This is a genomic window from Streptomyces sp. NPDC046197 (assembly GCF_040646295.1).
Taxonomy (GTDB): Bacteria; Actinomycetota; Actinomycetes; order Streptomycetales; family Streptomycetaceae; genus Streptomyces.
Genome location: NZ_JBEYZY010000032.1, coordinates 24,514 through 40,874, shown reverse-complemented (window position 1 = coordinate 40,874; position 16,361 = coordinate 24,514). Strand labels below are relative to the sequence as shown.

Below are 16,361 nucleotides of genomic sequence, written 5' to 3'. Positions count from 1 at the left end.
GTGCCCCCACAAACCCGCAGCCGACACGCGACCGACACACCACCGCACCCCCAGCCGACCCACCCCACCCACCCCACTCACCCGAGGTCTTCTAACAGCGCACCCAGCGGAGCGCATACCCTTCGGCTGTGCAGTGTGCTCACACCAGGGAGGCCTACATGACGGCATGGACGTGGCGGTTCGAGACGGCCGACGGGACGGAGGTCCAGCCCGCGGTGCAGCCCGAGGAGTTCACCACGCAGGGCGACGCCGAGTCCTGGATCGGGGAGAACTGGAAGGCGCTGCTCGACGGCGGCGCGGACCAGGTCCGGCTGTGCGAGGACGCCACGGAGATCTACGGGCCGATGAGCCTGCACGCGGACGAGTCCTAGGCACCGGGCCGGGGGCGGCCCGGGACGGCCGTGAGCGGCCGCCATCGGCCGCCCCCCGTCGCGCCGGTCCCTCGAAAATCCGCAGAGCGCCCGGCAGATCCTCAACGGATCCTCAGCCGCGTACCCCGCACAGGTGCAGCAGAGCGGCGACCCCCCGGTACGGATCCGTCCGCCCGGCCCGCTCCTCGGCCGCCAGCAGTGTCTCCGTCTCGGCCGGGAGCGGTGCGCCGTCCGCCGCCGTGTCCGTGAAGACCCGCACCCCGTACCAGGCGTGCAGTGGCGCCCCGATCCCCGCGAGGGTGGCCGTCAGATCGGCCAGGCGGTCCGCCCGGACGTCGAGCCCCAGCCTGTTGCGGTACGCCGTCGTGTCGAACGCGGCCAGCGCCCCCGCCCAGTCCCCGGACAGCCCCGGACGGATCGCGAGCGCGTCCCCGTTGCGCACCAGCAGCGACAGCAGGCCGCCCGGCGCGAGCATCCGCGCCAGCCCCGCCAGCAGCGGGTCGGGTTCTTCCACGTACATGAGTACGCCGTGGCACAGCACCACGTCGAAACTGCCCGGCAGGAAGTGCACCCCGGTGTCCTGGCCGTCGCCCTCGACGATCCGCATCCGCGCCCGGATGCCCTCCGGCTCGGCGGCGAGCGCCGCACGGGCCACGGAGATCATCTTCTGGTCGCGTTCGAGCCCGGTCACCTTGTGCCCGGCCCGTGCCAGCCGCAGCGCCTGGGTGCCCTGGCCCATCCCCACGTCGAGCACCCGCAGCCGCTGCCCGACCGGGAACCGCCCGGCTATCTGCTCGTCGAGCTGCCGGGCCACCAGCTCCTGCCGTACGACATCACGCAGCCCGCCCAGTCTGTGCAGCCAGGCGTCCGCCGCGCCCCCGGAGAAGGCGGTCGTGCTCAGGGCCGCTCCCCGCGCTTGACCTGCGGCTTGGGCAGCCGGAGCCGGCGCATCTGCAGGGAGCGCATCAGGGCGTAGGCGACCGCGCCCCGCTTTTCCTCGTTCGGGAAGCGCTCGCCGAGCCGCTTCTTCAGCCGGAAGGCGCTGACGATCGAGTCCAGCACGATCAGCACGATCACCACGAGCCACAGCAGCAGTGCGATGTTCTGCAGCGAGCCGACCCGCACCATGCTCAGCACCAGGATGACCACGGCCATCGGCAGGAAGAACTCCGCGACGTTGAAGCGCGAGTCGATGAAGTCGCGAGCGAACCTGCGGACCGGGCCCTTGTCGCGGGCCGGGAGGTAGCGCTCGTCGCCGCCGGCCAGCGCCTGGCGCTGGCGCTCCATGGCGGCACGGCGCTCCTCGCGCTGCCGCTTGGAGGCGTCCTTACGGGTCAACGGCGTGTTGGCGACGCTGCGGCGCTGGGACTGGGCCTCACTGCGCTTGGGCGTGGGCCGGCCCTTGGGGGCCTGCGGGTCACGGGACTGCTTGGAGAAGTTCACCGGAGCCTTGTCGGCGACCGGGGCCTTCTCTTCTTTGGCACGGCTACGGAACACAAAACCCAAGGGTACGGGCTCCGACGGCATGGACCCCAGTCCGGCGGGGAACGATCCGGCAACGCCGGACGTCTGTAGGGGGACAGAGGCGACACAGAGGGGACACAGAGGGGACACGGAGGGGACGTTGCGCACGCTTCCGTTCCACGACGCCCTCCGGATCCCCGGGAGTCACCTACTCCCTGCGCCGGAGCGGGATCGTACGCAGTCGTCCTTGGGGATGACCGCATCCGTCCCCGAACAGTGCGGTAATGGATGCAGGGCCCGTACTGTGGGTTCTGTCGCAGAGCTGGAGCTGTAGTCCGTCAGAAGGGGGCGCGCGAAGCCCATGAGCGGTGTCATGAAGCGTATGGGGATGATCTTCCGCGCGAAGGCGAACAAGGCCCTTGACCGGGCCGAGGACCCGCGCGAAACCCTCGATTACTCGTACCAGAAGCAGCTGGAGCTGCTGCAGAAGGTGCGTCGCGGCGTCGCGGACGTGGCGACCTCGCGCAAGCGCCTGGAACTCCAGCTGAACCAGTTGCAGCAGCAGTCCTCCAAGCTGGAGGACCAGGGCCGCAAGGCGCTGGCGCTCGGACGGGAGGACCTGGCCCGGGAGGCGCTCTCCCGCCGGGCCGCGCTCCAGCAGCAGGTGACGGACCTGGAGACGCAGCACTCCACCCTCCAGGGGGAGGAGGAGAAGCTCACCCTGGCGGCCCAGCGGCTCCAGGCCAAGGTCGACGCCTTCCGTACGAAGAAGGAGACGATCAAGGCCACGTACACGGCGGCCCAGGCGCAGACCCGGATCGGCGAGGCGTTCTCCGGCATCTCCGAGGAGATGGGCGACGTCGGACTGGCCATCCAGCGCGCCGAGGACAAGACGCAGCAGCTCCAGGCCCGCGCCGGCGCGATCGACGAGCTGCTCGCGTCCGGCGCCCTGGACGACCCCTCCGGCATGGCCAAGGACGACATCGCGGCCGAGCTGGACCGGCTCTCCGGTGGTACGGATGTAGAGCTGGAGCTGCAGCGCATGAAGGCGGAGCTGGCCGGAGGTTCGCCGCAGCAGGCGATCGAGGGCGGCACGGGCCAGGCGCAGTCCCAGCAGCAGCCGCAGGACACCCCGCGCTTCGACAAGCAGTAGTCACCTCACGACAGCCGGGGCCCATGCCGAGGAGGGCGACGTGATCGTACGGATCATGGGGGAGGGGCAGGTGAGGCTGGCCGACAGCCACCTCACCGACCTGAACAAGCTGGACGACGAACTCCTGGCCGAGGTGCAGAAGGGCGACGGCCCCGGCTTCCGCCGCACCCTGGCGGCCCTGCTGTCCAAGGTCCGCGAACTGGGTGAGCCCCTGCCCGACGACTCCCTGGAGCCGTCGGAGCTGATCCTTCCGTCCCCGGACGCGACCGTGGAGGAGGTCCGGGAGCTGCTGAGTGAGGACGGCCTGATCCCTGGCTGACGGCTGACGGCCGATGGCTGACCTCTGACGACCGGCGTCCGGCGGCAGGGCACGCTCCCGCCGACGCCCGACGCCCGACGCCCGACGCCCGACGCCCGACGCCCGACGCCTGACGCCCGACGCCCGCTCCCGGCGCCCGGCGCCCGGCGCTCGGCGCTCGGCGCTCGGGACCGTTCCCGGCGCCAGGGACCATCCCCGGCGCCCGGCACCCGTTCCCGGCGCGAGGGGTGCCCCGTACTGTTCACCCCGTGAGCACCTTCGACCGCGCCCGAGGCCGACTCAAGGCGCACCCCCTGGCGCTGGACGCGGCGCTCGCCGCGGGGGCGCTCGTCTGCATGGTGGTCGGATCCTTCGCCGGGCCGCACGGGGAGAACGGGGTCGGCTGGGGGGTGCGCAGGCCCGATCTCCTCAGCCTCGTCCTGATGACCCTCGGTGCCGCCGCCCTGGTCTTCAGGCGCCGCGCGAGCAGGACGGTCCTGGCGTTCACCGGCACCGTCTCGCTGGTCGAGTGCGTCACCGGCGACCCCCGCGCCCCGGTCGCGATGTCCGCGGTCGTCGCCCTGTACACCGTCGCCGCCGCCACCGACCGCCCCACCACCCTGCGTCTGGGCCTGCTCACCATGAGCGTGCTGACCGGCGCCGCCATGCTGGCCGGCCCCCCGCCCTGGTACGCCCAGGAGAACCTCGCCATCTTCGCCTGGACCGGCATGGCCGCCGCCGGCGGCGACGCCGTGCGCAGCCGCCGCGCCTTCGTCCACGCCATCAGGGAGCGGGCCGAGCGGGCCGAGCGCACCCGCGAGGAGGAGGCCCGCCGTCGCGTCGCCGAGGAACGCCTCCGCATCGCCCGGGACCTGCACGACGTCGTCGCCCACCACATCGCCCTCGTCAACGTGCAGGCCGGAGTCGCCGCGCATGTCATGGACAAGCGGCCCGACCAGGCCAAGGAAGCCCTTGCCCATGTCCGCGAGGCCAGCCGCTCCGCGCTGAACGAACTGCGCGCCACCGTCGGGCTGCTGCGGCAGTCCGGAGACCCCGAGGCCCCCACCGAACCGGCCCCCGGCCTGGACCGTCTCGACGAGTTGGTCGGCACCTTCCGCAGCGCCGGGCTGCATGTCGAGGTCGCCCGCACCGACCACGGCACCACCCTGCCCGCCGCCGTCGACCTGGCCGCGTACCGAGTGATCCAGGAGGCCCTCACCAACGTGCAGAAGCACGCCGGAAGCCGGGCCAAGGCGGAGGTCAGCGTGGTACGTGTCGGGCCCGTCGTCGAGATCACGGTCCTCGACGGCGGAGCCGACGAGGACGACGGCCGGCATGCCGGTGGCCCGCAGACCGGTGGTGGGCACGGCCTGCTCGGCATGCGCGAGCGCGTGACCGCCCTGCGCGGCACCCTGACCACCGGTCCCCGCTACGGCGGCGGCTTCCGCGTCCATGCGATCCTGCCGCTCACGAACCGCACCAGCGCCCCGGGGGACCCCGCATGACGATCCGTGTCCTGCTCGCCGACGACCAGGCACTGCTGCGCAGCGCCTTCAGGGTGCTCGTCGACTCCGAGCCGGACATGGAGGTGGTCGGCGAGGCGTCCGACGGTGCCGAGGCGGTGCGGCTGGCCGGGGAGCGGGGGGCCGACGTGGTGCTGATGGACATCCGTATGCCGGGCACGGACGGTCTCGCGGCCACCCGGATGATCAGCGCCGACCCCGCCCTCGCGCGGGTCCGCGTGGTGATCCTCACCACCTTCGAGGTCGACGACTACGTCGTGCAGTCGTTGCGCGCGGGCGCCTCCGGCTTCCTCGGCAAGGGCAGCGAACCCGAGGAGCTGCTGAGCGCCATCCGCGTGGCGGCCGGCGGAGAGGCGCTGTTGTCCCCGACGGCCACCAAGGGTCTGATCGCCCGCTTCCTCGCCCAGGGCGACCCGGCCGACGACGGCCGCGGCCCCGCCCGTTCCGCGCGCCTGTCCGCGCTCACGGTCCGGGAGCGCGAGGTACTCGTGCAGGTCGCCGGCGGGCACTCCAACGACGAGATAGCCGAGCGCCTGGAGGTGAGCCCACTGACCGTGAAGACGCACGTCAACCGGGCCATGGCCAAGCTGGGCGCGCGCGACCGGGCGCAGCTGGTGGTGATCGCCTACGAGTCTGGGCTGGTCCGTCCCCGGGTGGAGTGAGCGCGGTCCGCGCCGGTACGTCGAAGGGTGGAGCGACCCCGCTGTCGTGTACTGCGCCGGGAGTAGGGGCCGGACCAGGAAACGGACCAGGGGCCTACGAAACCCCGGCCGCCGATGGCCGAGGGTGTAGGGGCGGGCACCCCCATGCGTCCCGCGCCGCTTCTGCCGCCCCCAGTAGAGAGACCCTGACCCATCTCCTGGCTGTCCAGATTCAGCCTCGCGCAACGGGCCCTGACAGGGCTGATGTCGATCGTCGCGCTCGTGTTCGGGGCGATCGCGATCCCCCAGCTGAAGCAACAGCTGCTGCCCAGCATCGAACTTCCCGTGGTGTCCGTGCCGGCGCCCTACCAGGGCGCGTCCCCGGACGTGGTCGAGAAGCAGGTCGTCGAGCCGATCGAGGACAACCTCAAGGCCGTCGACGGAATCACCGGCGTCACCTCGACCGCGAGCGAGGGCAACGCCGGCAAGGTCCGTAACCGTTTCGAAGAGGGCGGCCCGGGGGAGTCGTTGCAGACCTTCTGGCGGATGCTGCACGGGCGGGCCCGGCAGTCGGCCGCCCGATGACCACGTGCCTGTTGGCGCCGTGGTAGTCGCGTCCTTCCACGGGTATGCCGCAGCCGCCCGCGGCTCGCGTCGGGCGGCTGCGGCACGTTACGGCACTACGGCAGCGCGAGCATCCGCTCCAGCGCCAGCTTGGCGAATGCCTCCGTCTCCTCGTCCACCTCGATGCGGTTGACCAGGTTGCCCTCGGCCAGGGACTCCAGGGCCCACACCAGGTGGGGCAGGTCGATGCGGTTCATGGTCGAGCAGAAGCAGACCGTGCGGTCGAGGAACACGACCTCCTTGCCCTCGGGCGCGAAACGGTTCGCCAGCCGCCGTACCAGGTTCAGCTCCGTACCGATGGCCCACTTCGAGCCGGCCGGGGCGGCCTCCAGCGTCTTGATGATGTACTCGGTCGACCCGACGTAGTCGGCCGCGGTCACCACCTCGTGCTTGCACTCCGGGTGCACCAGGACGTTGACGCCGGGGATCCGCTCCCGGACCTCGTTGACCGAGTCCAGGCTGAAGCGCCCGTGGACCGAGCAGTGGCCCCGCCACAGGATCATCTTCGCGGCGCGCAGCTGCTCCGCCGTCAGCCCGCCGTTCGGCTTGTGCGGGTTGTAGACCACGCAGTCGTCCAGGGACATGCCCATCTCGCGCACCGCGGTGTTGCGCCCCAGGTGCTGGTCGGGCAGGAACAGGACCTTCTCGCCCTGCTGGAAGGCCCACTCGAGCGCGCGCCGGGCGTTCGACGAGGTGCAGATCGTGCCGCCGTGCTTGCCGGTGAACGCCTTGATGTCGGCGGAGGAGTTCATGTACGACACCGGCACGACCTGCTCGGCGATCCCGGCCTCGGTCAGCACGTCCCAGCACTCGGCGACCTGCTCGGCCGTGGCCATGTCGGCCATGGAGCACCCGGCGGCGAGGTCCGGCAGGACCACCTTCTGCTCGTCCGACGTCAGGATGTCCGCGGACTCCGCCATGAAGTGCACACCGCAGAAGACGATGTACTCGGCCTCCGGCCGCGCAGCGGCGTCCCGGGCCAGCTTGAAGGAGTCGCCCGTGACGTCGGCGAACTGGATGACCTCGTCGCGCTGGTAGTGGTGGCCGAGCACGAAGACCTTGTCCCCGAGCTTCTCCTTCGCCACGCGGGCGCGCTCCACCAGGTCCGGGTCGGACGGCGAGGGCAGGTCGCCGGGGCACTCGACGCCCCGCTCGCTCTTCGGGTCGGCCTCACGGCCGAGCAGCAGCAGGGCGAGGGGCGTCGGCTGTACGTCGAGCTCCTGGGCTTGGGCGGTGGTCACGACACGCACCCTTTCTACTTTTCGTCGAACTGACGCTATCTATCATAACCGGTTCACGTCAGTTTGACGATGGGCCATAGCGTCTATGTGACGTGAATCCCGACACCCGGCCGTCGGACGGTGTTGTCGCGTTCGTCGCGTCGTCCACAGCGCGCTGTCCGCTGCCGCGTGCGTATGCGAGCATGAAGAGGACAAGCGCGGACGAGTTGCAGACGATTTGCGGACGAGTACGGGGTAGGGGAAAAGCACGTGCTCGGCCAGGAATGAATCCGCGGCCCTGCCGGTTGCACTCGTCGGCAAGCAGTCTCCGTACAACCCGGGAGAGATGTAGATGTCCGTATCGGACGAGACCACCACCGTCACCGACGGCATCATCCTGACCGACGCCGCCGCGTCCAAGGTCAAGGCCCTGCTCGACCAGGAAGGCCGTGACGACCTCGCCCTGCGCGTCGCCGTCCAGCCCGGCGGCTGCTCCGGCCTGCGCTACCAGCTCTTCTTCGACGAGCGTTCCCTCGACGGCGACGTGGAGAAGGACTTCGACGGAGTCAAGGTCGTCACCGACCGCATGAGCGCTCCGTACCTGGGCGGCGCCACCATCGACTTCGTGGACACCATCGAGAAGCAGGGCTTCACGATCGACAACCCGAACGCGACGGGCTCCTGCGCCTGCGGCGACTCCTTCAGCTGAGCCGGCCACGGCCCGACCGGGCCGGCCACGGCAGGTGACGACGAAAGGCGGCGGCCCCCTCGGGGCCGCCGCCTTCGTGCTGCTCCGGGCCGCTGAGGGCCGCCGCCTTCGTGCCGCTCTACGCCGGGCTCACCGGGCCGCCGACGACGTCTGCGGCAGCCGCGCGCCGGGCTTGACCTTCGCGATCTCCCGGCCGTCCGAACCGACCACCCTCCGGTCGCCGAGCGGCCGGTCGAGGTGCACGGTCCGCTCGTAGAACTTGGCGATCATGATGCAGACCTTGCCCCGCCAGGGAGTCTCGGTCACCGTGACGGTCACCTTGTCGGAGCTCTCCCGCGCCGACGCCCGGTAGTCGCCGCACACCCCGCCCTCGAAGCTGACGGTGAGGTCGTTGCCCTCGGTGCTGTAGCCCGACACCTTCACGTCCCGCGTCGCCGGGGTGCCGCCCGAACCGCTGGGCTGCGCACTGGGCTGCCCGGACGGCGTGCCCGAGGAGGCCAGGTACTTGGGGTCGATCGCCGGATAGGTCACCGTGAAGCCGTCCCCCGCGCCCGCCGCGCGCACCTCGAACAGCCAGGACGGCACCAGTGTCTGCCGCCCGTTGGAGTAGTGCGACGCCAGGCCGAACACGGCCCTGCCGACGGTGAAGGCCTCCTGCGGGGAGGTGCTCGAGGACCGGCACGGCGCCTCGAGGCGGTCCTTCAGCGGCTCGGGGCTCGCGCAGCCGCCGATGCCCATCCGGTGATCGCTCCGGGGTGCCGCGTTCATGAGGTCCAGCGTCTTCCGGGCGCTCAGCACGGGGTACGTGTCACCCTTCACCGGCGCCTTCAACTGCCCGCTGCCGCCGACCACCTCGCCCTGTCGGCCGATGGTCAGGCCGGTCGTCCACCCGTAGCTGGGCAGGCCGCCGACCACCGGATCGGCGTTGACCACCCGCTGCGCGCCCATGACCTGGCCGGCGTCCATCTTGGCGTCGTCCTGGCCGAGCGCCTTCAGCACCGGTGCCGCCGCCTTCTCGGCGACCGCCACACTCACCGGCTGGTCGGCCGGGGCCGCGGGGTCGTGCGTGCACAGCGCCGTGCTCCTGCAGTCGTCGGTGCCCGGCGCGTACCGGCTGAACGTCCAGGTGCCCGGCGCCCGCCGGCTCACCTGCAGACTCGGCCCCGAGCCGTCCCTGCCCGGCCCGACCTTCCAGGCCTGCGCGTCGGCCACCGGCGTCCCGTCGACACCGAGCGCCCTGGCCAGGCGGGCCACCTCGTCCTTGGTGACCTCGCCCGCCGCCGTATACACGGGGGCCCAATTGGGTCCGGCGGGGAGCGTGCCGCCGGCCCGGTAGGTGGCGCCGTACGGGTTGGGTTCACCGGGCGCGATGCCGTTCGTGCCGCCGGTCGTACCTCCCCTGGTACCGCTGGCGGAGTAGCCGTCGAGGACGAGTGGCGGGGGCGTCCCGTGTCCGCCGGACGCCGCCGGGCCGGTGGTGCCACCCGAGCCGGACGCGCCCGTCGCCAGGTACGCCCCGCCGCCCCCGACCAGCAGCACGGCGGCCGCGACCGAGGCGACGACCAGCGGGGAGCGGGAACGCGCGGACCGACCGGCCCGGTCGCCACCGTCCGCGTCACCGGCATCCGGAACCGGAACACCCTGCCCCGCCGACTCCTGGGCCCGTCCCACCTTGGGCTCGGTGTCGGCTTTCGGGGTCTGCTCGGCGTGGGGCTCGGTGTCGGCGTCCTGGCGCTGCCCGGCGTCCGGCTCCGCGTCCGCTTCCCGGCCCTGCTCGGCCCCGGGCTCCGTCCCGGCCGTCGGAGTCTGCGTCGCCTCGGGCTCGGTGGCGGCCTTCTCGGCCTTCCTGGCCTGCGTCGCCCCGGGCTCCGCGGCCTCCGGCTCCGTCGACGCTCCTTCGGCGGTACCCGCGGCCGCGTCGTCGTGGTCGGGTCGCTCGGTGTTCACCGCATCGCTCCTTCGGCTGCACAGCTGTCCCTGTGACCCTGACCCGGCCCTGTCAAGATGACCGGCCGGTGGGGTCGTATCCGGCATCCCCCAGACGGGGGACAGCGATGGGACGCGGCGGGGGAGCGCACGGTTCCCGCAAGCGCGCCGGCCGCTCCTCCCCATCGGCCCGGCCGGCGCGCAGGCTCATCAGTCCCCGTAGTCGGACATCGCCTCCAGCAGCCGGGCGGAGGACGCCGGCACGGACACGCCGTGGATGTGGGACGGCGGCACCGGCCGGGGCGTGAGCCGGTCGGGAGCCGACCAGTGGGGGGCCATCCGGGCACAGTCCCCGCGCAGCGACGCGAGGTCGCCTTCGAGGTCGGCGACAGCGGGGGCAGCATGGACCTTGGCGTTCGTCATACGCGAACCGTAAGCATGCTCGAGCCGACCGAGAAAGATCTACTATCGGGTAGTTTTGCCCGCTTCAGCGCCGCGCGCCGACCGGGTAGCGTGAATTGTCAATCTGCCTCCCTTCAGGAGAGTCAACGCCGTGCGCATCGCAGTCACCGGCTCCATCGCCACTGACCACCTCATGACCTTCCCCGGTCGTTTCGCCGACCAGTTCGTCGCGGACCAGCTGCACACGGTCTCCCTCTCCTTCCTGGTCGACAAGCTGGACGTACGGCGCGGCGGGGTCGCCGCCAACATCGCCTTCGGCATGGGCCAGCTCGGCATCCGGCCCGTCCTGGTCGGCGCCGCGGGCTCGGACTTCGACGAGTACCGCGCCTGGCTGGAGCGCCACGGCGTCGACACCGACTCGGTCCGCATCTCCGAGACGCTGCACACCGCCCGCTTCGTGTGCACCACCGACGCCGACCACAACCAGATCGGCTCCTTCTACACCGGCGCGATGAGCGAGGCCCGCCTCATCGAGCTCAAGACCGTGGCCGACCGCGTCGGCGGCCTCGACCTGGTGCTGATCGGCGCCGACGACCCGGAGGCGATGCTCCGGCACACCGAGGAGTGCCGCTCGCGCTCCATCCCGTTCGCCGCCGACTTCTCCCAGCAGATCGCCCGGATGGACGGCGACGAGATCCGGATACTGCTGGACGGGGCGACGTACCTCTTCTCCAACGAGTACGAGAAGGGGCTCATCGAGACCAAGACCGGCTGGTCCGACGCCGAGATCCTGTCCCGGGTCGGTCAGCGCGTGACGACCCTCGGCGCGCAGGGCGTGCGCATCGAGAGCGTCGGCGAGGACCCGATCGAGGTGGGCTGCCCGGACGAGGAGCGCAAGGCCGACCCGACGGGCGTCGGCGACGCCTTCCGCGCCGGCTTCCTGTCCGGCCTGGCCTGGGACGTCTCCCTGGAACGCGCCGCCCAGGTCGGCTGCATGCTCGCCACGCTGGTCATCGAGACGGTCGGTACCCAGGAGTACCAGCTGCGCCGCGGCCACTTCATGGACCGCTTCACCAAGGCGTACGGCGACGAGGCGGCCGACGAGGTCCGCGCGCACCTGCGCTGACGCGGTCCCGGACCCACCCCGCGCCCCCGGAAGGGACGCGCCGGGACAGTTCCTAGGAGAGCCGGCGGACCAGGTACGCCGAACCCGCGTCCGCCGGCTCCTCACCCACGTACTCCTGCCCCCGCATCTGGCACCAGGCCGGAATGTCCAGCCGTGCCGCCTCGTCGTCCGACAGGACACGGACCGTGCCGCCCACCGGGACGTCCCCGATGACCTTCGCCAGCTCGATCACCGGGATCGGGCAGCGCTTGCCCAGGGCGTCGACGACCAGCGCCTCGCCGCCCGGCCGGGCCGGCGTCGTCGCAGCCGGCGCCCCCAGCTTCTCGCGGACCGCGGCCACCGCCCCCGGCAGGACCGACAGGAACCGCTCGACCTCCTCCTCCGGTGTGCCGGGCGGCAGCGACACCCGGACGTTGCCCTCGCTCAGCACCCCCATCGCCTTGAGGACGTGGCTCGGCGTCAGCGTGCTGCTGGTGCAGGACGAACCGGAGGAGACGGAGAAACCCTCGCGGTCCAGTTCGTGGAGCAGAGTCTCCCCATCGACATAGAGACAGGAGAAGGTGACGATGCCCGGCAGCCGCCGGGCGGGGTCGCCCACCACCTCCACGTCCTGCACCAGCCGCGGCACCCGCGCCCGGATCAACTCCGTCAACTCCCGCAGCCGTACCGCCTGAACGGCCGCCTCCGCCCGCACCGCCCGCAGCGAGGCCACCGCGGCCACGATCGCCGGGATGTTCTCGAACCCGGCCGCCCGGCCGGACTCCCGCTCGTCCACCGGCCCCTGCGCCGCGAACCGCACCCCCTTACGGACGACGAGCAGCCCGACCCCCGACGGCCCGCCCCACTTGTGGGCGCTCGCCGCCAGCAGCGACCAGTCGCCCGCGACCGGTCCCCAGCCCAGTGACTGGGCCGCGTCCACCAGCAGCGGAACGTCCGCCTCCCGGCACACCCGAGCCACCTTGGCCACCGGCTGCTCGGTGCCCACCTCGTGGTTGGCCGACTGCAGACAGGCCAGCGCGGTGTCCGGGCGGAGGGCGGCCTCGTACGAGGCGACCGCGACCGCGCCCCCGCGGTCGACCGGGACCTGCGTGACCGTCCCTCCGCCCGCCTCGTGCACCTCGGCCGAGTGGAGTACCGAGGAGTGTTCGACCGCTGACACGATCAGGTGGCGTCCGACGCGGCGCCGCCCGGCCAGTGCGCCCGCGATCCCGGTGTGCACCGCGCGGCTGCCCGACGAGGTGAAGGTCAGCTCATCGGGCCGGCAGCCCACCGCATCCGCGGCCGCCTCCCGCGCCGCGTCCAGCAGCAACCGCGCCCGCCGTCCCTCTTTATAGAGACGGGCGGGATCCGCCCACCCCTCGTCGAGGGAGGCGAGCAAGGCCTGTCGCGCAACGGGATGCAGAGGAGCGCCGGAAGCAGCGTCGAAGTAAGCCACACGACAACGCTACGACCCACGTTCACTGCAAGGGGGCGCGGGGAACCGCGCGACCAGCCACGAAGCACCCGGAGCCACCGCGCACACACCGGGCTTTGCGAGCCGTCAGGCGCCCCAAACGCCGTCACATAACAGCCCACCAGCGGGCATCCCACCCGTCGGCGTGACCCGCGGCGCGTTGGGCACCCCTCCCCGCGACCCGCCGGAAGGCGTCCAGTAGGGTTTGGTCCGCATAAACATCCAAACCCCTGCCCGACGCAGGGCGGCGACCGACCAGCGAGAAGGCCGCAGCCGTACAGCGCGGGCGAGACTCTCGGGAAGGCGCTACGTGAGTCCCAACGGCTCCGACCGCTCGCCGCGGCGCCCGATGCGGCGGAAGCTGCTGCAGGCACTGACTGCGGGCCTGGTCCTGGCGACAGCCACCGGTTGCTCGTACAACTGGGAAGACTTCCCCCGCCTTGGTATGCCCACCCCGGCCACGGAAGAGGCTCCGCGGATCCTCTCGCTGTGGCAGGGTTCCTGGGCGGCTGCGCTCGCCGTCGGCTGCCTGGTGTGGGGTCTGATCCTGTGGAGTTGCATCTTCCACCGGCGCAGCCGCACCAAGGTCGAGGTTCCTCCGCAGACCCGGTACAACATGCCCATCGAGGCGCTGTACACGGTGGTCCCGCTCATCATCGTCTCGGTGCTGTTCTACTTCACCGCCCGGGACGAGTCGAAGCTGCTCGACATCTCCAAGAAGCCCGACGTCACCATCAACGTCGTCGGCTACCAGTGGAGCTGGGCCTTCAACTACATCGAGGCCGTCCCCGGTTCCACCGGTGACGCGAAGACCGACAAGAACCTGGCAGCCATTCCGGACCGGTTCAAGAACGACTTCCCGGCAGCCGCCGGCGGTGTCTACGAGGTCGGTACCCCCGGTGAGCGGAACCCGCAGACCGGCAACCCCGGCCCGACCCTGTGGCTCCCCAAGGGCAAGACGGTGCGCTTCATCCTCACCTCGCGGGACGTCATCCACGACTTCTGGGTGATTCCGTTCCTGATGAAGCAGGACGTGATCCCGGGCCACACCAACTCCTTCCAGGTGACCCCCGACATGGAGGGCACCTTCCGGGGCAAGTGCGCCGAGCTCTGCGGCCAGGACCACTCCCGGATGCTGTTCAACGTGAAGGTCGTCTCCCCGGAGCGCTACGAGCAGCACCTCAAGGACCTCGCTAAGAAGGGGCAGACCGGTTACGTTCCCGCCGGCATCGCGCAGACGAGCCACGAGAAGAACCGGGAGACGAACAACCTGTGAGCATCCTCAACGAACCCCAGGGTGCCGCGGCGGCTGAGGGCTCTTACGAGAGCGAGCTGCCGGTCCGGCGCAAGCAACCCGGAAACGCCGTGGTGAAGTGGCTGACGACCACGGACCACAAGACGATCGGCACGCTCTATCTGGCGACGTCGTTCGCGTTCTTCTGCATCGGTGGCGTGATGGCTCTGCTCATGCGCGCCGAGCTGGCCCGCCCGGGTCTGCAGATCATGTCGAACGAGCAGTTCAACCAGGCGTTCACGATGCACGGCACGATCATGCTGCTGATGTTCGCGACGCCGCTGTTCGCCGGCTTCACCAACTGGATCATGCCGCTGCAGATCGGCGCGCCCGACGTGGCGTTCCCGCGGCTGAACATGTTCGCCTACTGGCTGTACCTGTTCGGCTCGCTGATCGCGGTCGGCGGCTTCCTCACCCCGCAGGGCGCGGCCGACTTCGGCTGGTTCGCCTACGCCCCGCTGTCGGACGCGGTGCACTCGCCGGGCATCGGCGGCGACCTGTGGATCATGGGTCTGGCCTTCTCCGGCTTCGGCACCATCCTCGGCTCGGTCAACTTCATCACCACGATCATCTGCATGCGTGCGCCGGGCATGACCATGTTCCGCATGCCGATCTTCGTCTGGAACGTGCTGCTGACCGCGGTGCTCGTGCTGCTGGCCTTCCCGGTCCTGGCGGCGGCGCTGTTCGCCCTGGAGGCGGACCGCAAGTTCGGCGCCCATGTCTTCGACGCGGCCAACGGCGGCGCGTTGCTGTGGCAGCACCTGTTCTGGTTCTTCGGCCATCCCGAGGTGTACATCATCGCGCTGCCGTTCTTCGGCATCATCAGTGAGGTCATCCCGGTCTTCTCCCGCAAGCCGATGTTCGGCTACATGGGCCTGATCGGCGCGACCATCGCGATCGCGGGTCTGTCGGTGACCGTGTGGGCGCACCACATGTACGTCACGGGCGGTGTGCTGCTGCCGTTCTTCTCCTTCATGACCTTCCTGATCGCGGTCCCGACCGGTGTGAAGTTCTTCAACTGGATCGGCACCATGTGGAAGGGCTCGCTGTCCTTCGAGACCCCCATGCTGTGGGCGACCGGCTTCCTGATCACCTTCACGTTCGGTGGTCTGACCGGCGTGATCCTGGCCTCGCCGCCGATGGACTTCCACATCTCGGACTCGTACTTCGTGGTGGCGCACTTCCACTACGTCGTCTTCGGCACCGTCGTCTTCGCGATGTTCTCCGGCTTCCACTTCTGGTGGCCGAAGTTCACCGGCAAGATGCTCGACGAGCGCCTGGGCAAGATGACCTTCTGGATGCTGTTCATCGGCTTCCACGGCACCTTCCTGGTGCAGCACTGGCTGGGCGCCGAGGGCATGCCCCGCCGGTACGCCGACTACCTGGCGGCCGACGGCTTCACCGCCCTGAACACGGTGTCGACGATCTTCTCCTTCCTGCTCGGCCTGTCGATCCTGCCGTTCTTCTACAACGTGTGGAAGACGGCCAAGTACGGCAAGCCGGTCAACGTCGACGACCCGTGGGGCTACGGCCGTTCGCTGGAGTGGGCGACCTCCTGCCCGCCGCCGCGGCACAACTTCATCACCCTGCCGCGGATCCGCAGTGAATCCCCGGCGTTCGACCTGCACCACCCCGAGATCGCCGCGCTCGACCAGCTCGAGAACGCCGGTCACGGCGAGAAGGCCCTCGCTGGCAGCAAGGAGGCCGGCAAGTGAAGATCCAGGGCAAGATGTTCATGTGGCTGAGCGTCTTCCTCCTCGTCATGGCGATCGTCTATGGCGTGTGGTCGAAGGAGCCGGCCGGTACGACGGCGCTCTTCCTGGCCTTCGGCCTGAGCATCATGGTCGGCTTCTACCTGGGCTTCACGGCCCGGCGGGTCGACGTGGGTGCCCAGGACAACAGGGAGGCCGACGTCGCGGACGACGCCGGTGAGCTCGGGTTCTTCAGCCCGCACAGCTGGCAGCCGCTCTCGCTGGGCGTCGGCGGCGCGCTCGCCTTCCTCGGCATCGCGGTCGGCTGGTGGGTGCTGTACTTCGGAGTGCCCTTCATCCTGATCGGCCTGTGGGGCTGGGTCTTCGAGTACTACCGCGGTGAGAACCGCACCCAGTAGCAGGCGCTGAGCGCACCGGGAGCCCGGACCCTCCGTCAGGAGGGCCC

General features: G+C 70.8%; 17 protein-coding genes. 11 read left to right on the top strand and 6 right to left on the bottom strand.

The window, feature by feature from the left end; genetic code table 11:
• Window positions 1-158: 158 nt before the first annotated feature.
• Window positions 159-371 (top strand): hypothetical protein, encoded by a 213-nt coding sequence (locus AB0A61_RS32330; protein WP_361300228.1) that lies wholly within the window; start codon window positions 159-161, stop codon window positions 369-371.
• A gap of 112 nt (window positions 372-483) precedes the next feature.
• Here the strand turns inward: AB0A61_RS32330 and AB0A61_RS32325 are convergent, their stop codons facing one another.
• Together AB0A61_RS32325 and AB0A61_RS32320 are read right to left on the bottom strand one after the other, a co-directional pair.
• Complete coding sequence (locus AB0A61_RS32325; protein WP_361300225.1) at window positions 484-1,185, bottom strand: methyltransferase domain-containing protein; 702 nt, start codon at window positions 1,183-1,185, stop codon at window positions 484-486.
• Between the two features lie 83 nt (window positions 1,186-1,268).
• On the bottom strand, window positions 1,269-1,898 hold the full coding sequence (locus AB0A61_RS32320) for a DUF3043 domain-containing protein (protein ID WP_361300222.1): 630 nt from the start codon (window positions 1,896-1,898) through the stop codon (window positions 1,269-1,271).
• Window positions 1,899-2,196: 298 nt separating this feature from the next.
• Here AB0A61_RS32320 and AB0A61_RS32315 point away from each other — a divergent pair, with 298 nt between their 5' ends.
• The 5 genes from AB0A61_RS32315 to AB0A61_RS32295 all read left to right on the top strand — a co-directional run bounded on the left by AB0A61_RS32315 (window position 2,197) and on the right by AB0A61_RS32295 (window position 6,035).
• Entirely contained in the window at window positions 2,197-2,988 is a 792-nt protein-coding gene (locus AB0A61_RS32315) for a PspA/IM30 family protein (RefSeq protein ID WP_361300219.1), read from the top strand.
• A gap of 40 nt (window positions 2,989-3,028) precedes the next feature.
• Entirely contained in the window at window positions 3,029-3,307 is a 279-nt protein-coding gene (locus AB0A61_RS32310; protein ID WP_361300216.1) for a hypothetical protein, read from the top strand.
• 248 nt (window positions 3,308-3,555) lie between these two features.
• Window positions 3,556-4,791: a histidine kinase gene (locus AB0A61_RS32305; RefSeq protein WP_361300213.1), complete on the top strand. Its 1,236-nt coding sequence runs from the start codon at window positions 3,556-3,558 to the stop codon at window positions 4,789-4,791.
• A complete protein-coding gene (locus AB0A61_RS32300) occupies window positions 4,788-5,471 on the top strand; it encodes a response regulator transcription factor (RefSeq protein ID WP_361300210.1) in 684 nt (227 codons plus the stop codon). The genes AB0A61_RS32305 and AB0A61_RS32300 overlap by 4 nt, the downstream gene beginning before the upstream one ends.
• 192 nt (window positions 5,472-5,663) lie before the next feature.
• Window positions 5,664-6,035, top strand: coding sequence for an efflux RND transporter permease subunit (locus AB0A61_RS32295; protein ID WP_361300332.1), 372 nt, complete (start codon window positions 5,664-5,666; stop codon window positions 6,033-6,035).
• A gap of 95 nt (window positions 6,036-6,130) precedes the next feature.
• On the opposite strand, the gene nadA is transcribed toward AB0A61_RS32295, so the two are convergent.
• On the bottom strand, window positions 6,131-7,315 hold the full coding sequence (gene nadA, locus AB0A61_RS32290; protein ID WP_361300207.1) for a quinolinate synthase NadA: 1,185 nt from the start codon (window positions 7,313-7,315) through the stop codon (window positions 6,131-6,133).
• Between the two features lie 331 nt (window positions 7,316-7,646).
• Between nadA and erpA the strand changes: the two genes are divergently transcribed.
• Window positions 7,647-8,003, top strand: a complete 357-nt coding sequence (gene erpA, locus AB0A61_RS32285) for an iron-sulfur cluster insertion protein ErpA (RefSeq protein ID WP_100572291.1) — start codon at window positions 7,647-7,649, stop codon at window positions 8,001-8,003.
• Between the two features lie 129 nt (window positions 8,004-8,132).
• Here erpA and AB0A61_RS32280 read toward each other — a convergent pair whose 3' ends face one another.
• Window positions 8,133-9,950 carry a hypothetical protein gene (locus tag AB0A61_RS32280; RefSeq protein WP_361300204.1) on the bottom strand — a complete coding sequence of 606 codons (1,818 nt, stop codon included), beginning with the start codon at window positions 9,948-9,950 and terminating at the stop codon, window positions 8,133-8,135.
• A gap of 189 nt (window positions 9,951-10,139) precedes the next feature.
• A complete protein-coding gene (locus tag AB0A61_RS32275; RefSeq protein ID WP_361300201.1) occupies window positions 10,140-10,352 on the bottom strand; it encodes a hypothetical protein in 213 nt (70 codons plus the stop codon).
• Window positions 10,353-10,482: 130 nt separating this feature from the next.
• Between AB0A61_RS32275 and AB0A61_RS32270 the strand changes: the two genes are divergently transcribed.
• The gene (locus tag AB0A61_RS32270) at window positions 10,483-11,457 is read left to right on the top strand and encodes a carbohydrate kinase family protein (RefSeq protein WP_361300198.1); all 975 of its coding nucleotides are present in this window, start codon (window positions 10,483-10,485) and stop codon (window positions 11,455-11,457) included.
• A gap of 52 nt (window positions 11,458-11,509) precedes the next feature.
• Here the strand turns inward: AB0A61_RS32270 and AB0A61_RS32265 are convergent, their stop codons facing one another.
• Window positions 11,510-12,892 (bottom strand): aminotransferase class V-fold PLP-dependent enzyme, encoded by a 1,383-nt coding sequence (locus AB0A61_RS32265; protein WP_361300195.1) that lies wholly within the window; start codon window positions 12,890-12,892, stop codon window positions 11,510-11,512.
• Window positions 12,893-13,220: 328 nt separating this feature from the next.
• Between AB0A61_RS32265 and coxB the strand changes: the two genes are divergently transcribed.
• The 3 genes from coxB to AB0A61_RS32250 are packed head-to-tail and all read left to right on the top strand — an operon-like array spanning window position 13,221 to window position 16,314.
• A complete protein-coding gene (gene coxB, locus AB0A61_RS32260; protein WP_361300192.1) occupies window positions 13,221-14,186 on the top strand; it encodes a cytochrome c oxidase subunit II in 966 nt (321 codons plus the stop codon).
• Window positions 14,183-15,919, top strand: coding sequence for a cytochrome c oxidase subunit I (ctaD, locus tag AB0A61_RS32255; protein ID WP_361300190.1), 1,737 nt, complete (start codon window positions 14,183-14,185; stop codon window positions 15,917-15,919). Before coxB ends, ctaD begins: the two co-directional genes overlap by 4 nt.
• A complete protein-coding gene (locus AB0A61_RS32250; RefSeq protein ID WP_361300187.1) occupies window positions 15,916-16,314 on the top strand; it encodes a cytochrome c oxidase subunit 4 in 399 nt (132 codons plus the stop codon). The genes ctaD and AB0A61_RS32250 overlap by 4 nt, the downstream gene beginning before the upstream one ends.
• Window positions 16,315-16,361 lie beyond the last annotated feature (47 nt).

What these genes read in the sequence shown, in the direction of transcription:
- erpA (WP_100572291.1), top strand. Translation starts at nt 7,647, where the DNA reads ATGTCCGTATCGGACGAGACCACCACCGTCACCGACGGCATCATCCTG.
- AB0A61_RS32330 (WP_361300228.1), top strand. Translation starts at nt 159, where the DNA reads ATGACGGCATGGACGTGGCGGTTCGAGACGGCCGACGGGACGGAGGTC.
- AB0A61_RS32320 (WP_361300222.1), bottom strand. Translation starts at nt 1,898, where the DNA reads ATGCCGTCGGAGCCCGTACCCTTGGGTTTTGTGTTCCGTAGCCGTGCC.
- AB0A61_RS32315 (WP_361300219.1), top strand. Translation starts at nt 2,197, where the DNA reads ATGAGCGGTGTCATGAAGCGTATGGGGATGATCTTCCGCGCGAAGGCG.
- AB0A61_RS32300 (WP_361300210.1), top strand. Translation starts at nt 4,788, where the DNA reads ATGACGATCCGTGTCCTGCTCGCCGACGACCAGGCACTGCTGCGCAGC.
- AB0A61_RS32275 (WP_361300201.1), bottom strand. Translation starts at nt 10,352, where the DNA reads ATGACGAACGCCAAGGTCCATGCTGCCCCCGCTGTCGCCGACCTCGAA.